The organism is Streptomyces sp. NPDC055632, from assembly GCF_053618675.1.
The window spans coordinates 191,576-211,843 of record NZ_JBSHHY010000001.1; the positions used below are offsets into that span (position 1 = coordinate 191,576).

Here is a 20,268-nt window from a genome sequence, read left to right on the forward strand (position 1 = left end):
GGGCGGGGATCAGCTCCGGCGGATAAAATTCAGACATGGGAGAGCGGCCGGCCGCGTCTGCGGCGCCCGACCTGGTCCTCGAGATCGACGGGGACGCGACGCTCATGGATCCGAGCCGCGTCTACCGCATCGGACGGGACCCCACCAGCGACGTCGTCCTCTCGGACGCCCGGGTGTCCTGGCACCACGCGGTGCTCGGCGCCCCCGCCGGCCGATGGACGCTGACCGACGAGGACAGTACGAACGGCACCTTCGCGGACGGTCTGAGGGTGGCCCGTTCGCGGGGTGTGGGCGCCGGGACCGTCGTACGGTTCGGACACCCGGAGGACGGCCCGCGAGCCGTCCTCTCGGCCGCCGTCCCGGCCCGCCCGGCGACACCGGAACCGCCTCCTCCACCCGTACCGGAGCCGGTGCCGGAACCCGAGCCCGTACCGGAGCCGGTGCCCGTACCCGAACCGGTACCGGAACCCGAACCGGTGCCCGGGCCCGAGCCGGTGCCCGGGCCCGAGCCGGTGCCCGGGCCCGAGCCCGTACGGGACTTCGTGTCCGACCCCGTACGGGAATCCGCTCCTCCGCGGCCCCCCTCCGTCTCGCACCCCGCCGCCACCGGCACCTTCCGGCAGCCGACGTCCGTCCGGCCGCTGCCCGCCCACAGCATCCGCATCGGCCGTGCCCCCGACAACGACGTCGTCATCCCCGACCTCGTCGTCTCCCGGCGCCACGCCGAGCTGCGCGCCCACCCCGACGGCACCTACTGGATCCACGACCTGGGCAGCCACAACGGCACCTTCCTCAACGGCCGGCCCGTCACCGACGCCCGGGTGACGCCGGAGGACATCGTCGGCATCGGGCGGTGCGCGTTCTGCCTGATCGGCGGGCAGCTCGTCGAGTTCACCGACACCGGCGAGGTCTCCCTCGACGTGCGGTCGCTCGCCGTCACCGTCGACCACGGACACAAGACCCTCCTGGACGAGGTGTCGTTCCCGGTGGGCGAGAAGTGCCTGCTCGCGGTCGTCGGACCGTCCGGCGCCGGCAAGTCCACGCTCCTGAACGCCCTCACCGGCCAGCGGCCCGCCGACCGGGGCACGGTGCTCTACGACGGCCGCGACCTGTACCGGGACTACGCCGAGCTGCGCCAGCGCATCGGGCTCGTCCCCCAGGACGACATCCTGCACCTCCAGCTCACCGTCCGCCGGGCCCTCGGGTACGCCGCCGAGCTGCGGTTCCCCGAGGACACCGAGCGCGCGGAACGGCGGGCCCGGGTCGACGAGGTGATCCGGGAGCTCGGTCTCGTGGAGCGCGCGGACCAGCCGATCCACAGCCTCTCCGGCGGCCAGCGCAAGCGCGTGAGCGTCGCCCTGGAGCTGCTCACCAAACCGTCCCTCCTCTTCCTCGACGAGCCCACCTCGGGCCTCGACCCCGGCATGGACCGGTCCGTGATGCACATGCTGCGCGGGCTCGCCGACGACGGGCGCACGGTCGTCGTGGTGACGCACAGCGTGCTCAGCCTGGACGTCTGCGACCGGCTGCTCGTCCTCGCGCCCGGCGGCCGGGTCGCCTACTACGGACCGCCCTCCGAGGCCCTCGAATTCTTCGGCTTCACGGAGTGGCCGGAGGCCTTCGAGGCCTTCGAGAAGGAACGGGACCGCGACTGGGCGGGCGGCTACCGCTCCTCCCGCTTCCAGCGCCGGTACATCACCGACGCCGCGGCGGGCCCCGACCTCCCCCTGGGCGGGAGCGCCCCCGGGGACGAGGTGCCCGCCCCGCCGCCGAAGGCGCAGAGCTGGGGCTCCCAGCTGCGGACCCTGGTGCGCCGCTACGCGGCGGCGCTCTCCGCCGACCGCACCTTCATCGTCATCATGGTGGCGCTGCCGTTCGTGATGGGGGCGATGGCCCGTGCCCTGTCGGAGGGCAGTCTCAACCCCGAGTCGTCGCTGAACGTCCTGCTCATCCTCTGCGTGGGCGGGGTCCTCACGGGCGCGGCGAACGCCGTGCGCGAACTCGTCAAGGAACGCACGATCTACCGGCGCGAGAGAGCGGTCGGCCTGTCCCGCTCGGCGTACCTCGCCTCCAAGGTGGTGGTCCTCGGCCTGATCACGGTCGTGCAGTCGGTGGTCCTGACCCTGGTGGCCCTGATCGGCGTGCCGCTGAACGTGCCCGGCGGCAAGGGGGTCCTGATGCCCCCGCTGGTGGAGATCACCCTCGCCGTCGCGCTGCTGTCCTTCACGGCGATGATGCTCGGCCTGTTCGTCTCCGCCCTCGTCCGCAAGGAGGAGGTGACGATGCCGCTGCTCGTCCTGCTCGCCATCGTGCAGGTGGTGTTCTGCGGGGCCCTCCTGACCGTGCGGGGCACGCCCGTCCTGGAGCAGCTGGCCTGGCTGGTGCCCTCGCGGTGGGCGTTCGCGGCGATGGGCGCGACGATCGACATCGGGAAGGTGGCGCCGAGCGACAAGACCACCGATCCGCTGATGCGGCACACGGCGGAGGCCTGGCTGTTCGACATGGGCATGATGGTGGTGCTCTGTCTGCTCCTCGGCCTGGTCGTGGCCCGGCTGCTGCGCCGCCACGAGCCGGTCGTCATGCGGAGGTAGGCCCGTGAGCGTCCCCGTGTCCGCGTACGTGCCGGACTTCCGGCCCACCCACGTCGTGCCGCGCGACGGCCTGCCCGCCTGGGAGGCGCCCGATCCGGGGCTGCCCACGGCGCCCCTGGACGCCTTCCTGCCGGTGCGCCTGGAGGAGCGGAGCGGGGACTGGGGGCGGATCCGGTGCTCCAACGGCTGGACGGCGTGGGTCGACGCGCGGCTGCTCGTCAGCGTCCCCGACGATCCGCCGGCGGCGGGCCGTCCCCTCACCAGGACCGCCGACCCCCGCCCGCTGATCGCCCGCGCCGAGGACGCCCTCGGCCGCTACCGGCGGGCCGCCGAGGAACTGGGCGCGGGCCGCCTCGACGGCGAGGCCTTCCGGCTGCGGACCCGCGGCCTGCGGGTGGGCATGGTCGTGGACGGCGAGTCGGTGTGGCTGTACGACGCGGAGCACGAGCGCTGGGTGTACTGCGACGGCGCGGGACTCAGTACGTACGCGGCCGGGGCCGCCCCCTCGGTCACCGCCGCGCCGCCCGCCGCCCCGGCGAGTGCGCCTCCGGAGGGGGAGGCCGGGGACGGTCCGGCGGTCGGCGGTCACGAGCCCGCCCGGGTGGTGCCCGCCGGAGCCGATCCGACCCGGGCGGTGCCCCGGGTCGACGCGGCGGCGGGGCCGACCGGGGCGCCGGGGCCGTCCGGGCCGCCTCCGCCGACGCAGGTCGTGGAACAGCCGCCGGCCGGGATGGCGGAGCGACCGCCGACGCAGGTGGTGGAGCGGCCTCCCGAGACGGTGGAGCGGCCCCCGACCCAGGTGGTGGAACAGCCGCCCGAGGATGTCGAGGCTCCTCCGACCCAGGTCGTACAACAGCCGCCCGGGACATCGGAAGCCCCGCCGACCCAGGTCGTGCGGCCGCCGTCCGGGACCGCGGATCCGCCCCCGACCCGGATCGTGGAGCGGCCTCCGACGGGTGAGGGCTGATGGCCGGCGGCGCGCACGCCGACCCGGACCTTCCGGCCGGGCGGCCCTCGGGGCTCGTCGGCAAGGAGGTCGCCGGCTACCGCCTGGAGGGCGAGATCGGGCGCGGCGGCATGGCGGTGGTGTACCGGGCCCGGGACCTGCGGCTCGACCGCACGGTGGCGCTGAAGCTGCTGGCCCCCGAGCTGGCCCGCAACGACACCTTCCGCAAGCGCTTCGCGCACGAGTCGCGGGTTGCCGCCTCGATCGACCACCCGCACATCGTGCCGGTCTTCGAGGCGGGCGAGACGGAGGGCGTGCTCTACATCGCCATGCGGTACGTCGCCGGACAGGACCTGGTGGCCCTGCTGGACCGCGAGGGGCCGCTGCCGCCGGCGAAGGCCGGCCGGATCGCCGTGCAGGTGGCCTCGGCCCTGGACGCGGCGCACGCGCACGACCTGGTGCACCGGGACGTGAAGCCCGGCAACATCCTGGTGGCCGAGGGCACCGACCGCGACCATCCGGAGCACGTGTACCTGACCGACTTCGGCCTGACGAAGAAGTCGCTGTCCCTGACCGGCTTCACGACGGTGGGCGAGTTCGTGGGGACGCTCGACTACGTGGCGCCCGAGCAGATCTCGGGGAAGCCGGTCGACGGCCGGTGCGACGTGTACGGCCTGGCGTGCGTGGTGTTCGAGACGCTGGTGGGCGCGCCGCCGTTCCGCCGGGACACCGACTGGGCGGTGCTGTGGGCGCAGCAGTACGACCCGCCGCCGCCGGTCTCCGAGGCGCGTCCGGGGCTTCCGGGCGCGGCGGACGCGGTCTTCGCGAAGGCGCTGGCGAAGACGCCGGAGGAGCGGTACGGGACGTGCCTGGAGTTCGTCACCCGGTTGCGCGCCGCCCTGGCGTCGGGCGCTCCGGGGGAGGCGGGCCCGGTGACGGCCGGGGCGCCGGGGCCGCTCGGCCCGCCGCCCGCTCCGCCCGCGTGGGCGCGGCCGGTGTTCCGGGAGCTGTAGGCCGCCCGTTCCGGGAGCGGTCGCGGAGGCCGCCGAGGGGTTACGGAGCGCCCGGCGGCCCCGGCGGGCGGGCGCCGTCCTCGCGGTGGACCGGCTGCTCGACCTCGCCCTTCCGGCGGACCCGGGAGGCGAGGAGGCCGCCGAGGAGGCCGAGGACCAGGCCCCACAGGAGCGCGAGGCCGACGACGGTCCAGACGTGCGGGCGCAGCAGCACCTGTCCGCCGAGCGAGTCGAGCGTGCCGATGCCGAGGACCGAGAGGCCGAAGCGGGCCTCGACGAGGGTGACGGGGGCGGCGACCAGCATGGTGAGCGCGAAGGCGACGCCCGTGCGCAGGGCGTGCTGCCGGAGCCGGGTCCGGGCCGGGGAGCGGACGGCGGCGGCGAAGGCGGCGGCGAGCAGCAGGACGGCGGCGACGGGCAGCAGCCACCAGGCGCGTCCGTCCTGCGCGGCGAGCGAGGACAGGTCGACGGTCGAGAGGTCCGCCCCCTCGCCCCCGCTCCCGCCGCGCAGGACGGCGTCGAGGATCTGCGGCACGGGCAGGCCGAAGGGGCCTTCGGCCCTGCCTTCCCAGGAGCCGCCGATGCCGACGCCGAGGGCGAGCCAGGTGATGTTGGGCAGGCCGAGGAGAAGGACCGCGAAGGTGTCGGCGGGGCGGCCCTTGGTCGCCGCGACGACGAGCCCCACGACCAGGCCCACGAGCACGTACGCGAGGAGCAGGAGGAGCATCGCGTGGGCGACGGGCCGGACGGGCTCCTGATAGCGGACGAGCCGGGACGGCAGGGGGGCCTTGCGGGAGACGAGGAGGGCGATGAGGAGCACGCCGAGGATCCACAGGAGGCCGTAGAAGAGCGTGGGTCCGAGGTCGGTGCGGAAGCCGACCGTCGGGTTCACCGAGTCGAGGAGCTCGCCGAAGAGGTCCATGAGCGGGTCCTCGGCCTCCCCGCCGCCGACGGTGATCCGGAAGTCGTGGCGCGCGAGGGCGGAGAGCCCCGCGAGGCCGATCAGCCAGAGGACGACGACGGATCCGGCGCGGAGCAGGAGTTCGCGGGCGCCGGTCACCGCGTGGTGGCGCAGGGGGCGCAGGAAGCAGTAGCCGGTGACCAGTGCGCCCACCAGGGTGACGGTGAGGGGCATGGCGGTGAGCTGGGCCTGGGTTCCGGCGAGGGCGCCGGCGTCGCCGGAGAGTTCGACCTTGCCGCCCGTGGCCATGACGACGACGGCGGCGAGGACGGCGGTGAAGCCGCCGGGCAGGTCGGCGGCGCCCGCGGCCCAGAGGCCGAGCCCGGCGACGACGCCCATCGCCAGGTATCCGGCGACCACGGCCGCCAGGGCCTGGAGGGCGGTCCGGGCGAGGAGTCCGGCCGGGGTCGCGGCGGGCCGCGTGGGGGTGGGGGGCCTGCTGCTCACGGTGACCACGCTAGTACCGGGGACGGCCGCGCGCTTGCGGGCGGAATGCCCGTGGCCCCGGGCGGGGGCGGGCCGAAAGGCGTGCCTCCGCTTGCGGGCGGGCACCGGTCGGCGCACACAATGGGCCCGGAACGGAAGAAAGGGAAAAACGTGACTTCCCACCCACCGTCCGGCCCTCCGTCCGGTCCGCCGTCGGTCCCTCCCTCGGGTCCTCCCTCGGGCCCCCTCTCGGGTCCGGGCACACGCCCGGACGCCGCCGGCCCTCCGCCGCCCTCAGGACCGCCCACCGGCGGCTCCGGAGGCTCCGGCGGTTCGGGCGGCTCGGGCGGCGGACCGGGCGGTTCCGGTGGCGGCCAGGACGGCGGAGGCTCGTCCCGCTACCCCGGCGGCGGGAGCGGGGGCGGCGGCCCGTGGTGGCGTTCCGTCCCGAAGGTCTCCTCGATCACCGCCGTCCTGGTGGCGGCCGTCGCCCTGATCGTCGTGCTCACCAGCCGCTCGGGCGACGACGGCGGCACGACGGACGCCGGCGGCGGGGAGGTCTTCCTGCAGAGCGCCTCCACGACCGGCCCGGACCCGTTCACCCGGTCGACGGCCCGCTCCACCGGCTCCGCCCCGCCGGCCACGCTGCCGCCCCGCAGCGGCTCCGCGGAGGCCGGCACGCCCCAGGTCTCGGGCTCGGCGCCCGGCCTCTACGGCGGGACGCGGTCGGTGGCGAGCTGCGACGTGGAGCAGCAGGTGCGCTACCTCTCGGGCGAGCCCGCGAAGAACGCGGCCTTCGCCTCGGTCCTGCGGATCTCCGCGAACGAGGTGCCCGGCTACCTGCGCTCCCTCACCCCGCTCCAGCTCCGGGCCGACACCCGGGTGACGAACCACGGCTTCGAGGACGGCTCCGCCACCGCCTACCAGGCGGTCCTCCAGTCCGGCACGGCGGTCCTGGTCGACGACCGCGGGGTGCCCCGGGTGCGCTGCGCCTGCGGCAACCCGCTGACCGAGCCGGTACCCCAGAAGAACCCCCGGACGACGGGCACCGCCTGGCCCGGCTACTCCTCCGACCAGGTGGTCGCCGTCGCGCCCTCCCCGAAGGTCGTGAACGTCTTCGTGGTGTACGACCCCGAGGACGGCGACTGGTTCGCGCGGAAGCACGGCGACACCGGCGACCGGGACGAACCGACCTCGCCGCCGACCCCGAAGCCGTGCCCGGAGGGTTCGTCGCCGTGCCCCTCCGACAGCACCTCGCCCGGCCCGTCGACGACCTCGCCGGGCCCCTCGCCCGACTCGTCGCCACCGGCGCCGCAGCCGGACTCGTCGCCACCGCCGCCCGAGCCCCGGCCGGACTCACCGCCGCCGCCCGAACCGCAGCCCGACTCGTCACCGCCGCCGCCCGAGCCCCGGCCCGACTCTCCGCCGCCGCCCGAACCGCAGCCGGACACCTCCACCCCGAACTCAGGGCCGGCCCCGGAGACCTCCCCGGACGCACCGGCGGACCCGGACACGGGCGGATCGGCGGCCACCCCGGCCTGAGCCGGGTCGGCGGCCACCCCGAGCAGGGCGCCGCTCCCCATGGGCCGGCGCCTTATTCGGGTGCCCGTCCGGGACGACGCGTGTACGGTCCACCGAGTGGAACCACTGACCGACAAACAGATCCGCTCGTCCTTCGTGAACTGCACCAAGGGCGAGGCGGCCCGGCTCAAGCTGCCGCTCGACTTCGCCGAACTCCCCTGGGGCGACCTGGACTTCCTCGGCTGGGTCGACCCGGGCGCGCCGCTGCGCGCGCACCTGGTCGTCCCGCGCGAGGACGGGCCGATCGGCGTGTCCCTGCGGGTCCCGGCCACCGGCAGGACCAGCGCCATGAAGTCGAGCCTGTGCCAGGTCTGCCTGACCGGACACGCCTCCTCGGGCGTGACGCTCCTCGTGGCGCCGCTCGCCGGGACCCGCGGCCGCGAGGGCAACACGGTCGGGATCTACCTCTGCGCCGACCTCGCCTGCTCCCTCTACATCCGCGGCAAGCGGCAGCCGAAGCTGCGCGGCCGGCGCCAGGAGGAGTCGCTCACCCTCGACGAGCAGATCGCCCGGACGACGGGCAACCTCGACGCCTTCGTCCGGCGGGTCACGGCGGGCTGACGGCCCGCCGCGACCGGGGCGGGCGGAAGGGTCAGCGGAACGCCTGCTCGCCGGTGAGCGCCTTGCCGATGACCAGGGAGTGGACCTCGCTCGTGCCCTCGTAGGTGAGCACCGACTCCAGGTTGTTGGCGTGGCGCAGGACCGGGTACTCCAGGGTGATGCCGTTGGCGCCCAGGATCGTGCGGCACTCGCGGGCGATCGCGATCGCCTCGCGCACGTTGTTCAGCTTGCCCACGCTGACCTGCTCGGGGGTGAGCGCGCCCGCGTCCTTGAGACGGCCCAGGTGGAGGGCGAGGAGCATGCCCTTGCCCAGCTCGACGGACATGTCCGCGAGCTTCTGCTGCGTGAGCTGGTACGAGGCGAGGGAGCGGGCGAAGACGGTGCGGTCCCGGGCGTAGGAGATCGCCGTCTCCAGGCAGTCGCGGGCGGCGCCGAGCGCGCCGAAGACGATGCCGAAGCGGGCCTCGTTGAGGCAGCCGAGCGGGCCCGAGAGGCCGCGGGCCTCCGGCAGCACCGCGTCGGCCGGCAGCCGCACGTCCTCCAGGACCAGTTCGCTGGTGACGCTCGCGCGCAGCGACAGCTTCATCCTGATCTCGGGGGCGCTGAAGCCGGGAGTGCCGGCCGGGACGAGGAAGCCGCGGACGCCGTCCTCGGTGCGCGCCCAGACGACGGCCACGTCGGCGACGGAGCCGTTGGTGATCCACATCTTGGTGCCGTTGAGCACCCAGTCGGAGCCGTCCCGCTTGGCGTTGGTCCGCATGGCTCCGGGGTCGGAGCCGGCGTCCGGCTCGGTGAGGCCGAAGCAGCCGATGTACTCGCCCGCCGCCATCTTCGGCAGCCACCGCCGCTTCTGCTCCTCGGAGCCGTACTTCCAGATCGCGTACATGGCGAGGGAGCCCTGCACGGAGACCAGGGAGCGCAGCCCGGAGTCGACGGCCTCCAGCTCCAGACAGGCCAGGCCGTACGCGACGGAGTTGGTGCCCGCGCAGCCGTACCCCTCCAGGTGCATGCCGAGCACGCCGGTGCCGCCGAGGGTGCGGGCCAGTTCGCGGGCGGGGATCTCGCCCTTCTCGAACCAGCCGGCGACGTGCGGCCGCAGTTCGCGGTCGGCGACGGCGCGGACGGTGCGCCGGATCTCGCGCTCCTCGTCGGTCAGCAGCCCGTCGACGGCGAGCAGGTCGAAGGGGTGGACGGGAGTGGACGACGACTTCACGGACGGCCTCCTGGCGGTGGGCGACTGGCGCCTGTGACGGGTGGTGACGGGCGCCTGCGACGACTCGGCGTGCCGAAGCGTAGCCGTACATCGGATATTGGATCCAGTATTGAAAATCCGCCGGCCCGGCCCTACGGTCCCGGTGGACTGGATCCAATATCCGAATCTGATGTACCGAATCTGATGGACCGGATCCGACGTGTCGGATCCGGTGTATTGGATCCGACGTATTGGATCCGATGTATTGGATCCGACCTTCGGTCGCCGATCCCGAGGAGAGCGGAATGCGCGCAGACCAGCCGGACCCATCCGACACCCCACCCGGCACCGCGCCCGGCACCGTGCCCGACACCGCGCCCGGCGCTCTGTCCGGGATCGTCGTCGCGGACTTCGGCCGGGTGCTCGCCGGGCCGTACATGACGATGCTCCTCGCCGACCTGGGCGCGGACGTGATCAAGATCGAGCGGCCGGGGTCGGGGGACGACACGCGCGCGTGGGGGCCGCCGTTCGCGGACGGGCAGGCCACGTACTTCCTCGGGGTGAACCGGAACAAGCGCTCCGTGTCGCTCGATCTGACGGATCCCGGGGACCTGGCGGCGGCGCGCGCGATCGTGGACCGGGCGGACGTCCTGGTGGAGAACTTCCGCCCCGGCACGATGGAGAGGCTGGGGCTCGGTTACGAGGACGTGCGGGCGACGAACCCGGGGCTCGTCTACTGCTCGGTGACCGGCTTCGGCACCGCGGAGGGCGCCCGGCTCCCGGGGTACGACCTGCTCGTGCAGGCCATGGGCGGCCTGATGAGCGTGACGGGCGAGCCGGACGGGCCGGGGACGAAGACGGGGGTGGCCCTGGTCGACGTCGTCACCGGCCTGCACGCGGGCATGGGCGTGCTCGCCGCGCTCCGGCACCGGGAGCGCACCGGCGAGGGCCAGCGCGTCGACGTGTCGCTGCTCGGCTCCCTGCTCTCCGCGCTCACCAACCAGGCCGCGGCTCACCTGGGCGCGGGGGTCGTGCCGCGCGCGATGGGCAACCGGCACCCGAGCATCACCCCGTACGAGGTGTTCGGGGCGAAGGACCGGCCGCTGGTCCTGGCGGTGGGCAACGACCGGCAGTTCCGGGCGCTGTGCGAGCGGCTCGGCCTGCCGGACCTGGCGGAGGACGCCCGCTTCGCGACCAACTCGGCCCGGGTCGCACACCGGGAGGAGCTGACGGCGGCGCTCGCCGGACCGCTCGGCGGCCGTACCGCCGACGACTGGTTCGCGGAGCTGACGGCGGCCGGGGTGCCCTGCGGGCCCATCAACGACCTGGCGGCCGCCTTCGGCCTGGCCGACCGGCTGGGGCTCGCCCCGCGCGTCCCCGAGTCCGCGGCGGGCCCCGGCCAGGTGGCCAACCCGATCCGGCTCGGCGCCACCCCGCCCTCCTACCGGGCCGCTCCCCCGCGCCTCGGCGAACACACGGACGCCGTCCTCGGCACGGAGGGACGGACCGCGCGCACGCCCTGAGCCGGGAGAAGACCCGGAAGATCCGTAGGAAGATGGTCACGCCGGAGGAGCGACGCGTCGAAGAGCGATGCCGGCGGCGGCACGAGGAACGGGAGTTCACAGGCGATGAGCAGCGCGGTGCAGAAGCGGCGGCCGCAGACCGCCCAGCAGTTCGTCCTGGAGGAACTGCGGCGCGCCATCACCACCGGGGAGCTCAGGCCGGGCGACCAGATCCGCCAGGACGCCCTCGCGGCGCGGTTCGAGGTGAGCCGGGTGCCGCTGCGCGAGGCCCTCAAGGCCCTGGAGGCCGAGGGCCTGGTGGTCCATCACATACACCGGGGCTACTTCGTCGCGGAGCTCTCGCTCGACGACCTGGAGGAGATCTACCGGATCCGGGAGCTCTTGGAGACGGAGGCGGTCCGGCTGGCCGTTGCGCGGATGCCGGAGGGCACGGTCGGCGCGCTCGAACGGATCCAGCGCGAGGTGGAGCGGGCCGCGGCCGACGGGGACGTGCCCGCGATGGCGGCGGCGAACCGGCTCTTCCACTTCACCCTGATCGAGGCGTGCGGAATGCCGCGCCTGGTGCGCCTGATCGCGACCCTGTGGGACTCCACCGACGCCTACCGCTCGCTGTACTACGCCGACGCCCCGCACCGGAAGCTGGCCGTGCGGGAGCACCGGGCCGTGATCTCCGCGCTCCGCCACGGCGACGAGGCGGCCGCCGTCCGCTGGCTCGACGAGCACCGGGCGCACGCGGTGGCGGCCCTGCGCGAGGTCCTGGAGCGGGACGCGGACTGAACAACCCCCACTGAGCCCTTCCCCGGGAAAACCGGGTGCCGACGGCCCCGGCGCGCCCTACGCTCGCCCGCATGGAGCACGGGGGTCTGGTCAACATCATCGACGTCGAGGCGACCTGCTGGGAGGGCGAGCGCCCGCCCGGCCAGGTGAGCGAGATCATCGAGATCGGGCTGACCGTGGTCGACCTGGACGCGCGGGAGCGGCTCTCCCGGCACCGGATCCTGGTCCGCCCGGCCCGCTCGCGGGTCAGCGCGTTCTGCACCGAACTGACCGGGCTCACCCAGGCGGAGGTCGACACCGGCCTGGACTTCACCGCCGCCTGCCGGCTGCTCGCCACCGCGTACGAGGCGGGGCGGCGCCCCTGGGCGAGCTGGGGCGAGTACGACCGCAAGCAGTTCACCCACCAGTGCCGGGCCACCGGCACCCCTTACCCCTTCGGGCGGCGGCACACCAACGCGAAGGCGGTCTTCACCGAGGCGTACGGGCTCGCCCGGCGTCCCGGCATGGCGCAGGCCCTGGAGGTCGCAGGACTGCCCCTGGAGGGGCGTCACCACCGGGGCGAGGACGACGCGTGGAACATCGCCGCCCTGGTGCTGCGGATCGCCGGGCGGGGTGCCTGGCCGGAAGACCTCGGTCCCACCAGCTGAGACCTGTTGGTCCACATGACGGACGAGACTTGTCGGCGGAGCGTCCGCGCGGCAAGGATGCGCCCATGACTCCCGCCCTCGTCTCCCGCCGCCACGTGGATCTTCTGCGTGTCGCGGGGATGCTGTGTCGGGTCGACTCCTGTCGTCGCGCGGCCTGTTGCTGAGCCCCTTCCCGGCTCTGCTCCTCTCCTTCCCTTCGCGCCGCCGGCGGACCTCCTCCGCCGGCCGCCCCCGCCGCGTTCGACGCCCCGGGTCCTGAACTCCGGGCCTCCGGTCATCCTTCCCGCGCCCGACGGACGTTCCGTAGTACGCCCGTCTCCGCCCCGCACTTCCCCCGAGGTACGCCCGCATGCCCTCTTCCGCCGCCCCCGTACTGCACTGGTTCCTGCCCACCGGCGGTGACGGCCGCGACCCCGGCGGTGTCACCGCCGTCCAGGGCCGCACCGCCGCCGCGACCCGCCGCGGCGCCGGTCTCGGCTATCTGACCCAGGTGGCCCGCGCGGCCGAACAGGCCGGTTTCGAGAAGCTGTTGACGCCCGTGGGGCTCGGCTGCGTGGATCCGTGGGTGCTGACCTCGGCCGTCGCGGCGGTGACCGAGCGGATCGGCTTCCTGGTGGCGTTCCGGGCCGGTCTCGCCCAGCCGACGCTGGTCGCCCAGCAGGCCGACACCTTCCGGCGCCTGTTCGGCGACCGGATCGCGCTGAACGTGGTCACCGGCGGCGACCCGGCCGAGCAGCGGGCGTACGGCGACCACCTGCCGAAGGACGAGCGGTACGTCAGGACCGGCGAACTCATGGAGGTGGTACGGGCGCTGCTCGACGGCGGCGCCGTCGACCTGGCGGGCCGTCACGTCCGGGTGGAGAACGCCCGGTTGCACGAGCCGTCCGTGGAGTCGCCCGTGCCCCTCTACTTCGGCGGCGCGTCGCCGGAGGCCGAGGAGGTCGCCGCCCGCCACGCCGAGGTGCAGCTGCTGTGGGGCGAGCCCCCGGCCGCAGTCGCCGAACGCGTCGCCCGGGTGCGGGAGAAGGCCGCGCGGGCCGGGCGCGCCCTGCGCTTCGGGATCCGTCTCCACGTCATCACCCGCGACACCGCCGCCGAGGCCTGGCGGGAGGCCGACCGCATCCTGGCCGGGTTCGACCCGGAGGCGGTCCGCGTCTCGCAGGAACGGTTCGCCCGGATGGACTCCACCGGACAGGCCCGGATGACCGCGCTGCACGGCGGCTCCGCCGAGGACCTGACCGTCTCCCCCAATCTGTGGGCGGGCATCGGGCTCGTCCGCGAGGGCGCGGGCACGGCCCTGGTCGGCTCGCACGACGAGGTCGCGCAGCGGCTCTTCGAGTACGGGCGGGTCGGCATCGACGAGTTCGTCCTGTCCGGCTATCCGCACCTCGAAGAGGCCTACCGGGTCGGCGAGGAGGTCGCACCGCGGCTGCGGGCGCTCACGGAGGCGGTCGGCGCGCGGGCGGACGGCGCGGAGGGCGACAGCGCGGAGACGGCGGCCGGGGAGGTGGCGGCGTGACCCTCCTCGGCACCACCGGGAAGGAGACCGGCACCGCGGAGAAGGAGACCGGCACCGCGGGGAAGAAGGCCGGCGCCGCGGGGAAGAAGGCCGGCGCCGTCCCCGCCACCGGGCGGCCCGCCCGCCGGATACCGGCCGGGGTGGCGGCCCTGCGCTGGACCGCACTGCGGCTCCTCGCGCTCGCGGTCCTCCTCGCGACCTGGCAGTCCGTGGTCGCGGCGGGCGTCTGGCCGCGCGTGCTCGTGCCGTCCCCGGGCGACGTGTGGCAGGCCTTCGTGAAGGCGTCCACCGTCCGGGACGGGGTGCGCGGCATCAGCGGCCACCTGCTCGTCGAGCACCTGGCGGTCTCGCTGCGCCGGATCGCGATCGGCACCGGCTACGCGGCGCTCGTCGGGATCCCCCTGGGGCTCCTCATCGGGGTGGTGAAGCCGCTCGCCGTGGTCCTGGAGCCGGCCGTCACCTTCCTGCGCACGCTGCCCCCGCTGGCGTACCTCTCGCTGCTCGTCATCTGGTTCGGCATCGACGAGTCCCCGAAGATCTGGCTGCTGCTCGTCGCCGCCCTCCCGCCGATCGCGGCGGCCACCGCCGCGGCCGTCCGGGGCGTCCCCGCCGACCTGGTGGAGGCGGGACGGGCCCTGGGAGCGGGGCCGGTGGCACTGCTGTTCTCCGTCCGGCTGCCGTCGGCGCTGCCGGAGATCCTGACCGGGGTGCGGATCGCCGTCGGCATCGCGTACACCTCGGTCGTCGCCGCCGAGACCATCAACGGCGTGCCCGGCATCGGCGGCATGATCCGCGACGCCCAGCGCTACAACCAGACCGACGTCGTCATCGCCGGCATCATCGCCATCGGCCTCTCCGGAATCCTCCTCGACGCGCTGTTCCGGGGCCTGGAGCGGGCGGCGGTCCCGTGGCGCGGCCGCGCCTGACCCACTCTCCACCTCTTCTTCCCCACCTCTCTTCACCTCTTCCCCGAAGGAACCGTCATGCCCTCCTCCCGTCGCGGCGCCGTGCTCGCCGCCTCCGCCACCACCCTGCTGCTCGCCCTCTCCACGACCGCCTGCGGCGGTGCCGACTCCGGTGGCGAGGGCAAGGGCGGAAAGGTCCGGGTACGCATCGCGTACCAGGCGATCCCCAACGCCGATCTGGTGGTGAAGAACCAGAAGCTCCTGGAGAAGGCGCTGCCGGACGCCGAGGTGTCGTGGGTGAAGTTCGACTCGGGCGGCGACGTCAACACCGCCGTGATCGCCGGGTCGGTGGACCTCGGGCTCCTCGGTTCGAGCCCGGTGACCAAGGGGCTCTCGGCGCCGCTGGACATCCCGTACAAGGTGCTGTGGATCCACGATCTGATCGGGGACAACGAGGCGCTCGTCGCCAAGAAGGACGTCGCGTCCGTCGCCGCGCTCAAGGGGCGGAAGATCGCGACCCCGTTCGGTTCGACCGCGCACTACTCGCTGCTCGTGGCGCTGGAGTCGGCGGGGCTCGAGGCGTCCGACGTGACGCTCGTCGACCTCCAGCCGCAGGACGCGCTCGCGGCCTGGCAGCGGGGCGACATCGACGCGGCCTACGTGTGGACGCCGAGCCTGACCGAGCTGAAGAAGGACGGGAAGGTGCTCGTCTCCAGCCGGGAGATCGCGGCGAAGGGCAAGCCGACCGCCGACCTGGGCGTGGTCACCGACGCGTTCGCGGCGAAGCACCCCGAGATCGTGGACGCCTGGCTGAAGGCCGAGGACCAGGCGGTGAAGCTGGCCAAGAGCGACCCCGCGAAGGCGGCGGCCGCCATCGGCACCGAGCTCAACCTCGGCCCCGAGGAGGCCCGGAAGCAGCTCGCCGAGCTGGTCCTGCTCACCGCGCGGGAGCAGCAGGGGGCGCAGTACCTCGGCAAGCCCGGCGCTCCGGGCGCGCTCGCGGCGAACCTGCACGACGCCGCCGTCTTCCTCAAGGGCCAGAAGGCCATCGACGCCGTGCCGGACCGGTCGGTCTTCGAGAAGGGCCTCGCGCTGAAGGAGCTGGCCCGTGTCGCCGGCTGAGCGCGTGACCCCGGCCGGGGCCATGTCGCCGGCCGGGGCGGGTACGGAAGCGGCGGCGGGCGCCACCGACATCAAGCTGTCCGACACCGGGCTGTCCGGCACCGAGCTGCCCGGCACCGGGCTGTCCGACATCGAGCTGTCCGGCGTCGAGGTCCGCTACGGCACGCCCAAGGCCCCCGTCGTCGCGGTCTCCGCCGTGTCGCTGACCGTGGCGCCCGGCGAGTTCGTGGTCCTGGTCGGCCCGTCGGGCTGCGGCAAGACGACGCTGCTGCGGCTCGTGGCGGGCTTCGAACGGCCCGCCGCCGGAACCGTGGAGGTGCGCCGGAAGGTCGGCGTGGTCTTCCAGCAGCCCCGGCTCTTCCCCTGGCGCACGGTCGGGGGCAACCTCGCCTTCGCCCTGGCCCGGCACGGGGTGGAACGGTCCGCGCGGGCCGGGCGGATCGAGGAGCTGCTGTCCCTGGTGGGCCTTTCCGGCATGGCCGGGCGGCGCACCTGGGAGCTGTCGGGCGGGCAGCAGCAGCGCGTCGCGATCGCGCGGGCGCTCGCGACGGAGCCGCAGGTCCTGCTGATGGACGAGCCGTTCGCGGCCCTGGACGCGCTGACCCGCGAGCGCCTCCAGGAGGAGGTGCGCGCCCTGGCGTCGACCACCGGCGCGACCGTCCTCTTCGTCACCCACTCGGCGGAGGAGGCGGTACTGCTCGGCTCCCGGGTCCTGGTGATGGCGGCGGGCCCCGGCCGGGTGGTCGCCGAGGTCCCCGTCCCCCTCCCGCGCGATCCGGACACGGACGTGGCCGCCCTGCGGGGCGACCCCGGCTTCGCCGCCCTGCGGGCGGAGCTCGCGGCGGCGACGCGGAGTTCGGCGGCCTGAGCAACGGGGCCCGGGGGCCCGGAGGACGGGTCGGAGGGACGGGCCGGAGCGATCACGGCGCCGGGGGCTGCGGTTACCCTGGCGCCGGACGCGAGGAGGAACCATGGCGCGGATGTCTTCGGCCGCACGACGCGGGCAGCTCGTCGAGGCGGCGATCAGGGCGATGACCAGGGACGGGGTCGCCCGGACCACCACCCGGTCGATCTGCGCCGAGGCGGGGGTGTCGCTGAGCGTCTTCCACTACTGCTTCGAGTCCAAGCAGGCGCTCCTCGAAGCCGCCATCGAGACGATCACCGACAACTACGTGGCGCGCGTGATGTCGGCGGTGGAGCCGGGGGCCACCCTGCGCGAGACCGTCCGGGGCGCGCTCCGGACGTACTGGGACCACGTCACCGCCCATCCCGGCGAGCACATGCTGACGTACGACCTGACCCAGTACGCGCTGCGCGAGCCCGGCTTCGAGCACCTGGCGCGGGCCCAGTACGAGCAGTACGTGGCGTCGGCGGCCGATCTGGTCGAGCGGGTGGGGGCGGTGCGGGGGATCGCGCCGAAGGTGCCGGTGGAGGTGGTCGCGCGGTACCTGGCGGCGGCGATCGACGGCCTCACCCTCCAGTTCCTCGTCCTCGGCGACAAGGACACCGCGGACGGCCACCTCGACCTGATGGCCGATCAACTCGTGTCCCTGATGGAGGGTTGAGGGAGACGCGGGCTTCCTCACCCGCGAGTAGGTCATTCGTCCCGGACTCTTGACTCGGTCCTCCGGCACCGCGATCCTCGGCACGCCCGGTACTCCCCCACCGACCGGAGGCTCGCTGCCCATGACTCGACCCCTCTCGCGCGGGAGGGGCGGCGGACCCGCCCTCCTGGCGCTCGTCCTCGCCCTGGCCGCCGTCCTCTTCGGCTCCGCCCCGGTCCCCGCCGCCGCGGGCGGCTCGTGGTGGGAGCCCGTGTCCCGTCCCGCCGCCGACTCGCAGATCAACGTCACGGGCACGCCGTTCACCGGAACGGACGCCCGGGGGAAGGTGCGCGGGTTCGTCGACGCGCACAACCACCTCATGTCCAACGAGGGTTTCGGCGGCCGGCTCATCTGCGGCCGGACGTTCTCCGAGGCCGGCGCGGCCGACGCGCTCAAGGACTGTCCCGAGCACTACCCCGACGGCTCCGGCGCGCTGTTCGAGAACATCACGGGCGGCGCCGACGGCCACCACGACCCGGTCGGCTGGCCCACGTTCAAGGACTGGCCGGCCCACGACTCCCTGACCCACCAGCAGAACTACTACGCCTGGGTCGAGCGCGCCTGGCGCGGCGGACAGCGCGTCCTCGTCAACGACCTGGTGACCAACGGCCTGATCTGCTCGATCCTGCCCCGCGACCGGGGCTGCGACGAGATGGACTCGATCCGCCTCCAGGCCCGCAAGACGTACGAGCTCCAGGACTACGTCGACCGGATGTACGGCGGCCCGGGCAAGGGCTGGTTCCGGATCGTCACCGACGCGGCGCAGGCCCGCTCGGTGGTCGCGCAGGGCAAGCTCGCGGTCGTCCTGGGCGTGGAGACCTCGGAGCCGTTCGGCTGCAAGCAGATCCTCGACGTCGCCCAGTGCGACAAGGCCGACATCGACCGCGGTCTGGACGAGCTGTACGGCCTCGGGGTGCGCAGCATGTTCCTGTGCCACAAGTTCGACAACGCGCTGTGCGGCGTCCGCTTCGACGAGGGGGCCATCGGCACGGCGGTCAACATCGGCCAGTTCCTGTCGACCGGCACCTTCTGGACCACGGAGAAGTGCGCGGGCCCGCAGCACGACAACCCGATCGGCCTCGCGGCGGCCCCGGTGATGGCGTCGAAGCTGCCGCCGGGCGTGAGCGTCCCCTCGTACGCCTCCGACGCCCAGTGCAACACCCGCGGCCTGACCAGGCTCGGCGAGCACGCCCTGCGGGGCATGATCGACCGCGGGATGATGCTGGAGCTCGACCACATGAGCGTCAAGGCCGCGGGCCGGGCGCTGGACGTCCTGGAGTCCGAGGAGTACCCGGGCGTCCTGTCCAGCCACAGCTGGATGGACCTCGACTGGACCGAACGGCTCTACCGCCTGGGCGGTTTCGTCGCCCAGTACATGCACGGCGCGGAGGGCTTCGTCGGCGAGGCGGGGCAGAAGGCGGCGCTCCGCGCGAAGTACGGGGTCGGCCTCGGCTACGGCACCGACATGAACGGCGTCGGCGGCTGGCCCGGCCCGGTCGGCACCGGCGCGCCGAACGCCGTGACGTACCCCTTCCGCAGCTTCGACGGCGGATCGGTGCTCGACCGCCAGGTCACCGGGCAGCGCACCTGGGACCTCAACACCGACGGAGCCGCGCACCACGGCATGGTCCCCGACTGGATCGAGCAGATCCGGCTCACCGCCGGCGGTACGGGCGTCGTGAACGAGCTGGCCTCGGGCGCGGAGTCGTACCTGACCACGTGGAAGGCGACCGAGGACCACGAGCCGGGGGTGAACCTGGCGGCGGGCGCGCCCGCGTCGGCCAGCTCCTCGGAGTGGAACCCGTTCACGAGCTACGCGCCGGGCCGGGCCTTCGACGGCGACACGGGCACCCGCTGGGCCAGCGACTGGTCGGACGGCCAGTGGCTGAGGGTGGACCTCGGGTCGGCCCGCCCGGTCGGGAAGGTCGTCCTCGACTGGGAGCGCGCGTACGCGAGCCGGTACCGGATCGAGCTGTCGGACAACGGCACGGACTGGCGGACGGTGTGGTCCACGAGCACCGGGGACGGCGGGTACGACACGGCGGAGTTCCCGTCGCAGTCGGCCCGTTACGTACGGGTCCACGGCGAACGGCGGGCGACGAAGTGGGGGTACTCGCTCCACGAGGTGTCGGTCCACCGGGCCTGAGGGACCCGAGGACCCCGTACGGATGGGGCCGGCCGGACCGGAGGACGGTCCGGCCGGCCCTCCGTCCTTCCACCCCCTCGTTCCGAGAGCGCCTCCGGTGCGGGATCATGGAATCCGGAACGCAGAAGGGACGGAACGGACGATGAGGCACCGCAGTGTCGCGGACCTGATGACGCCCACCGCGGTCGCGGTGCAGCGCGGGACGCCGTTCAAGGAGATCGCGCGGCTCCTCGACGAGTACGGCATCACCGCGGTCCCGGTGGTCGACGACGAGAACCGGCCGGTGGGCGTCGTCTCCGAGGCGGACCTGCTGCGGCGGCACACGGCGAAGGACGGGCCGAGCACGGCCGAGGCCATGATGACCAGCCCGGTCGTCACGGCCCGGCCGTCGTGGACGGCGGTCGAGGCGGCCCGGCGGATGGAGCGGCACCGGGTGAAGCGGCTGCCGGTCGTGGACGCGGAGGGACGCCTGATCGGGGTGCTGAGCCGGAGCGACCTGCTCCAGCTCTTCCTGCGCAGGGACCGTTCCATCCAGGAGGAGATCCGCGAGGACGTGGTCGTCCGGATCCTGCGCCTCTCCCCGTCCGCCGTGCACATCGACGTCGACGAGGGCCGGGTGACGCTGAGCGGCGCGCTGGAGCGGCCGGGCATCGGCCCGATCCTGGTCCGGCTGTGCGAGACGGTGGACGGGGTCGTGGAGGTCGTGGACAGACTGACGTACGAGGAGGGCGGCGGGGCCTGACCCCGGCCCGGG

At 74.1% G+C, this 20,268-nt stretch carries 17 protein-coding genes; 15 read left to right on the top strand and 2 right to left on the bottom strand.

Annotation, left to right across the window (positions count from 1 at the left end):
- Positions 1-35 precede the first annotated feature (35 nt).
- The 3 genes from ACWGSR_RS00850 to ACWGSR_RS00860 are packed head-to-tail and all read left to right on the top strand — an operon-like array spanning position 36 to position 4,550.
- Positions 36-2,591: an FHA domain-containing protein gene (locus tag ACWGSR_RS00850; protein ID WP_453562770.1), complete on the top strand. Its 2,556-nt coding sequence runs from the start codon at positions 36-38 to the stop codon at positions 2,589-2,591.
- Between the two features lie 4 nt (positions 2,592-2,595).
- Entirely contained in the window at positions 2,596-3,558 is a 963-nt protein-coding gene (locus ACWGSR_RS00855; RefSeq protein ID WP_453562772.1) for a hypothetical protein, read from the top strand.
- Positions 3,558-4,550: a serine/threonine-protein kinase gene (locus ACWGSR_RS00860; RefSeq protein ID WP_376239540.1), complete on the top strand. Its 993-nt coding sequence runs from the start codon at positions 3,558-3,560 to the stop codon at positions 4,548-4,550. Before ACWGSR_RS00855 ends, ACWGSR_RS00860 begins: the two co-directional genes overlap by 1 nt.
- 40 nt (positions 4,551-4,590) lie before the next feature.
- Here the strand turns inward: ACWGSR_RS00860 and ACWGSR_RS00865 are convergent, their stop codons facing one another.
- Complete coding sequence (locus ACWGSR_RS00865; protein WP_453562774.1) at positions 4,591-5,958, bottom strand: streptophobe family protein; 1,368 nt, start codon at positions 5,956-5,958, stop codon at positions 4,591-4,593.
- Positions 5,959-6,078: 120 nt separating this feature from the next.
- Between ACWGSR_RS00865 and ACWGSR_RS00870 the strand changes: the two genes are divergently transcribed.
- Positions 6,079-7,479, top strand: coding sequence for a DUF6777 domain-containing protein (locus tag ACWGSR_RS00870; protein ID WP_453562776.1), 1,401 nt, complete (start codon positions 6,079-6,081; stop codon positions 7,477-7,479).
- 96 nt (positions 7,480-7,575) lie between these two features.
- Positions 7,576-8,079 carry an FBP domain-containing protein gene (locus ACWGSR_RS00875; RefSeq protein ID WP_453562777.1) on the top strand — a complete coding sequence of 168 codons (504 nt, stop codon included), beginning with the start codon at positions 7,576-7,578 and terminating at the stop codon, positions 8,077-8,079.
- A gap of 31 nt (positions 8,080-8,110) precedes the next feature.
- Here ACWGSR_RS00875 and ACWGSR_RS00880 read toward each other — a convergent pair whose 3' ends face one another.
- Positions 8,111-9,292, bottom strand: coding sequence for an acyl-CoA dehydrogenase family protein (locus ACWGSR_RS00880; protein WP_381409187.1), 1,182 nt, complete (start codon positions 9,290-9,292; stop codon positions 8,111-8,113).
- Between the two features lie 284 nt (positions 9,293-9,576).
- Between ACWGSR_RS00880 and ACWGSR_RS00885 the strand changes: the two genes are divergently transcribed.
- The 10 genes from ACWGSR_RS00885 (at position 9,577) to ACWGSR_RS00930 (ending at position 20,256) form a co-directional block, all read left to right on the top strand.
- Positions 9,577-10,794, top strand: a complete 1,218-nt coding sequence (locus tag ACWGSR_RS00885; RefSeq protein ID WP_453562779.1) for a CaiB/BaiF CoA transferase family protein — start codon at positions 9,577-9,579, stop codon at positions 10,792-10,794.
- Positions 10,795-10,899: 105 nt separating this feature from the next.
- Positions 10,900-11,571 carry a GntR family transcriptional regulator gene (locus ACWGSR_RS00890; RefSeq protein WP_453562781.1) on the top strand — a complete coding sequence of 224 codons (672 nt, stop codon included), beginning with the start codon at positions 10,900-10,902 and terminating at the stop codon, positions 11,569-11,571.
- A gap of 71 nt (positions 11,572-11,642) precedes the next feature.
- Positions 11,643-12,218, top strand: coding sequence for an exonuclease domain-containing protein (locus ACWGSR_RS00895; protein ID WP_453562783.1), 576 nt, complete (start codon positions 11,643-11,645; stop codon positions 12,216-12,218).
- Between the two features lie 349 nt (positions 12,219-12,567).
- A complete protein-coding gene (locus ACWGSR_RS00900) occupies positions 12,568-13,737 on the top strand; it encodes an LLM class flavin-dependent oxidoreductase (RefSeq protein WP_453562785.1) in 1,170 nt (389 codons plus the stop codon).
- A gap of 128 nt (positions 13,738-13,865) precedes the next feature.
- Complete coding sequence (locus tag ACWGSR_RS00905) at positions 13,866-14,663, top strand: ABC transporter permease (RefSeq protein ID WP_453563094.1); 798 nt, start codon at positions 13,866-13,868, stop codon at positions 14,661-14,663.
- A 57-nt stretch (positions 14,664-14,720) separates the two neighbouring features.
- The gene (locus ACWGSR_RS00910; RefSeq protein WP_453562787.1) at positions 14,721-15,764 is read left to right on the top strand and encodes a taurine ABC transporter substrate-binding protein; all 1,044 of its coding nucleotides are present in this window, start codon (positions 14,721-14,723) and stop codon (positions 15,762-15,764) included.
- Between the two features lie 70 nt (positions 15,765-15,834).
- Positions 15,835-16,632 carry an ABC transporter ATP-binding protein gene (locus tag ACWGSR_RS00915; RefSeq protein WP_453563096.1) on the top strand — a complete coding sequence of 266 codons (798 nt, stop codon included), beginning with the start codon at positions 15,835-15,837 and terminating at the stop codon, positions 16,630-16,632.
- Positions 16,633-16,735: 103 nt separating this feature from the next.
- Positions 16,736-17,329 (top strand): TetR/AcrR family transcriptional regulator, encoded by a 594-nt coding sequence (locus ACWGSR_RS00920; protein ID WP_376239514.1) that lies wholly within the window; start codon positions 16,736-16,738, stop codon positions 17,327-17,329.
- A gap of 121 nt (positions 17,330-17,450) precedes the next feature.
- Positions 17,451-19,514, top strand: coding sequence for a galactose-binding domain-containing protein (locus ACWGSR_RS00925; RefSeq protein ID WP_453562789.1), 2,064 nt, complete (start codon positions 17,451-17,453; stop codon positions 19,512-19,514).
- A 142-nt stretch (positions 19,515-19,656) separates the two neighbouring features.
- The gene (locus ACWGSR_RS00930; protein ID WP_366372973.1) at positions 19,657-20,256 is read left to right on the top strand and encodes a CBS domain-containing protein; all 600 of its coding nucleotides are present in this window, start codon (positions 19,657-19,659) and stop codon (positions 20,254-20,256) included.
- Positions 20,257-20,268 lie beyond the last annotated feature (12 nt).

Excerpts from the sequence above, each read along its gene's own strand:
- ACWGSR_RS00850 (WP_453562770.1), top strand. The coding sequence starts at position 36 with ATGGGAGAGCGGCCGGCCGCGTCTGCGGCGCCCGACCTGGTCCTCGAG.
- ACWGSR_RS00860 (WP_376239540.1), top strand. The coding sequence starts at position 3,558 with ATGGCCGGCGGCGCGCACGCCGACCCGGACCTTCCGGCCGGGCGGCCC.
- ACWGSR_RS00870 (WP_453562776.1), top strand. The coding sequence starts at position 6,079 with ATGGGCCCGGAACGGAAGAAAGGGAAAAACGTGACTTCCCACCCACCG.
- ACWGSR_RS00885 (WP_453562779.1), top strand. The coding sequence starts at position 9,577 with ATGCGCGCAGACCAGCCGGACCCATCCGACACCCCACCCGGCACCGCG.
- ACWGSR_RS00890 (WP_453562781.1), top strand. The coding sequence starts at position 10,900 with ATGAGCAGCGCGGTGCAGAAGCGGCGGCCGCAGACCGCCCAGCAGTTC.
- ACWGSR_RS00895 (WP_453562783.1), top strand. The coding sequence starts at position 11,643 with ATGGAGCACGGGGGTCTGGTCAACATCATCGACGTCGAGGCGACCTGC.
- ACWGSR_RS00900 (WP_453562785.1), top strand. The coding sequence starts at position 12,568 with ATGCCCTCTTCCGCCGCCCCCGTACTGCACTGGTTCCTGCCCACCGGC.
- ACWGSR_RS00910 (WP_453562787.1), top strand. The coding sequence starts at position 14,721 with ATGCCCTCCTCCCGTCGCGGCGCCGTGCTCGCCGCCTCCGCCACCACC.
- ACWGSR_RS00920 (WP_376239514.1), top strand. The coding sequence starts at position 16,736 with ATGGCGCGGATGTCTTCGGCCGCACGACGCGGGCAGCTCGTCGAGGCG.
- ACWGSR_RS00925 (WP_453562789.1), top strand. The coding sequence starts at position 17,451 with ATGACTCGACCCCTCTCGCGCGGGAGGGGCGGCGGACCCGCCCTCCTG.
- ACWGSR_RS00930 (WP_366372973.1), top strand. The coding sequence starts at position 19,657 with ATGAGGCACCGCAGTGTCGCGGACCTGATGACGCCCACCGCGGTCGCG.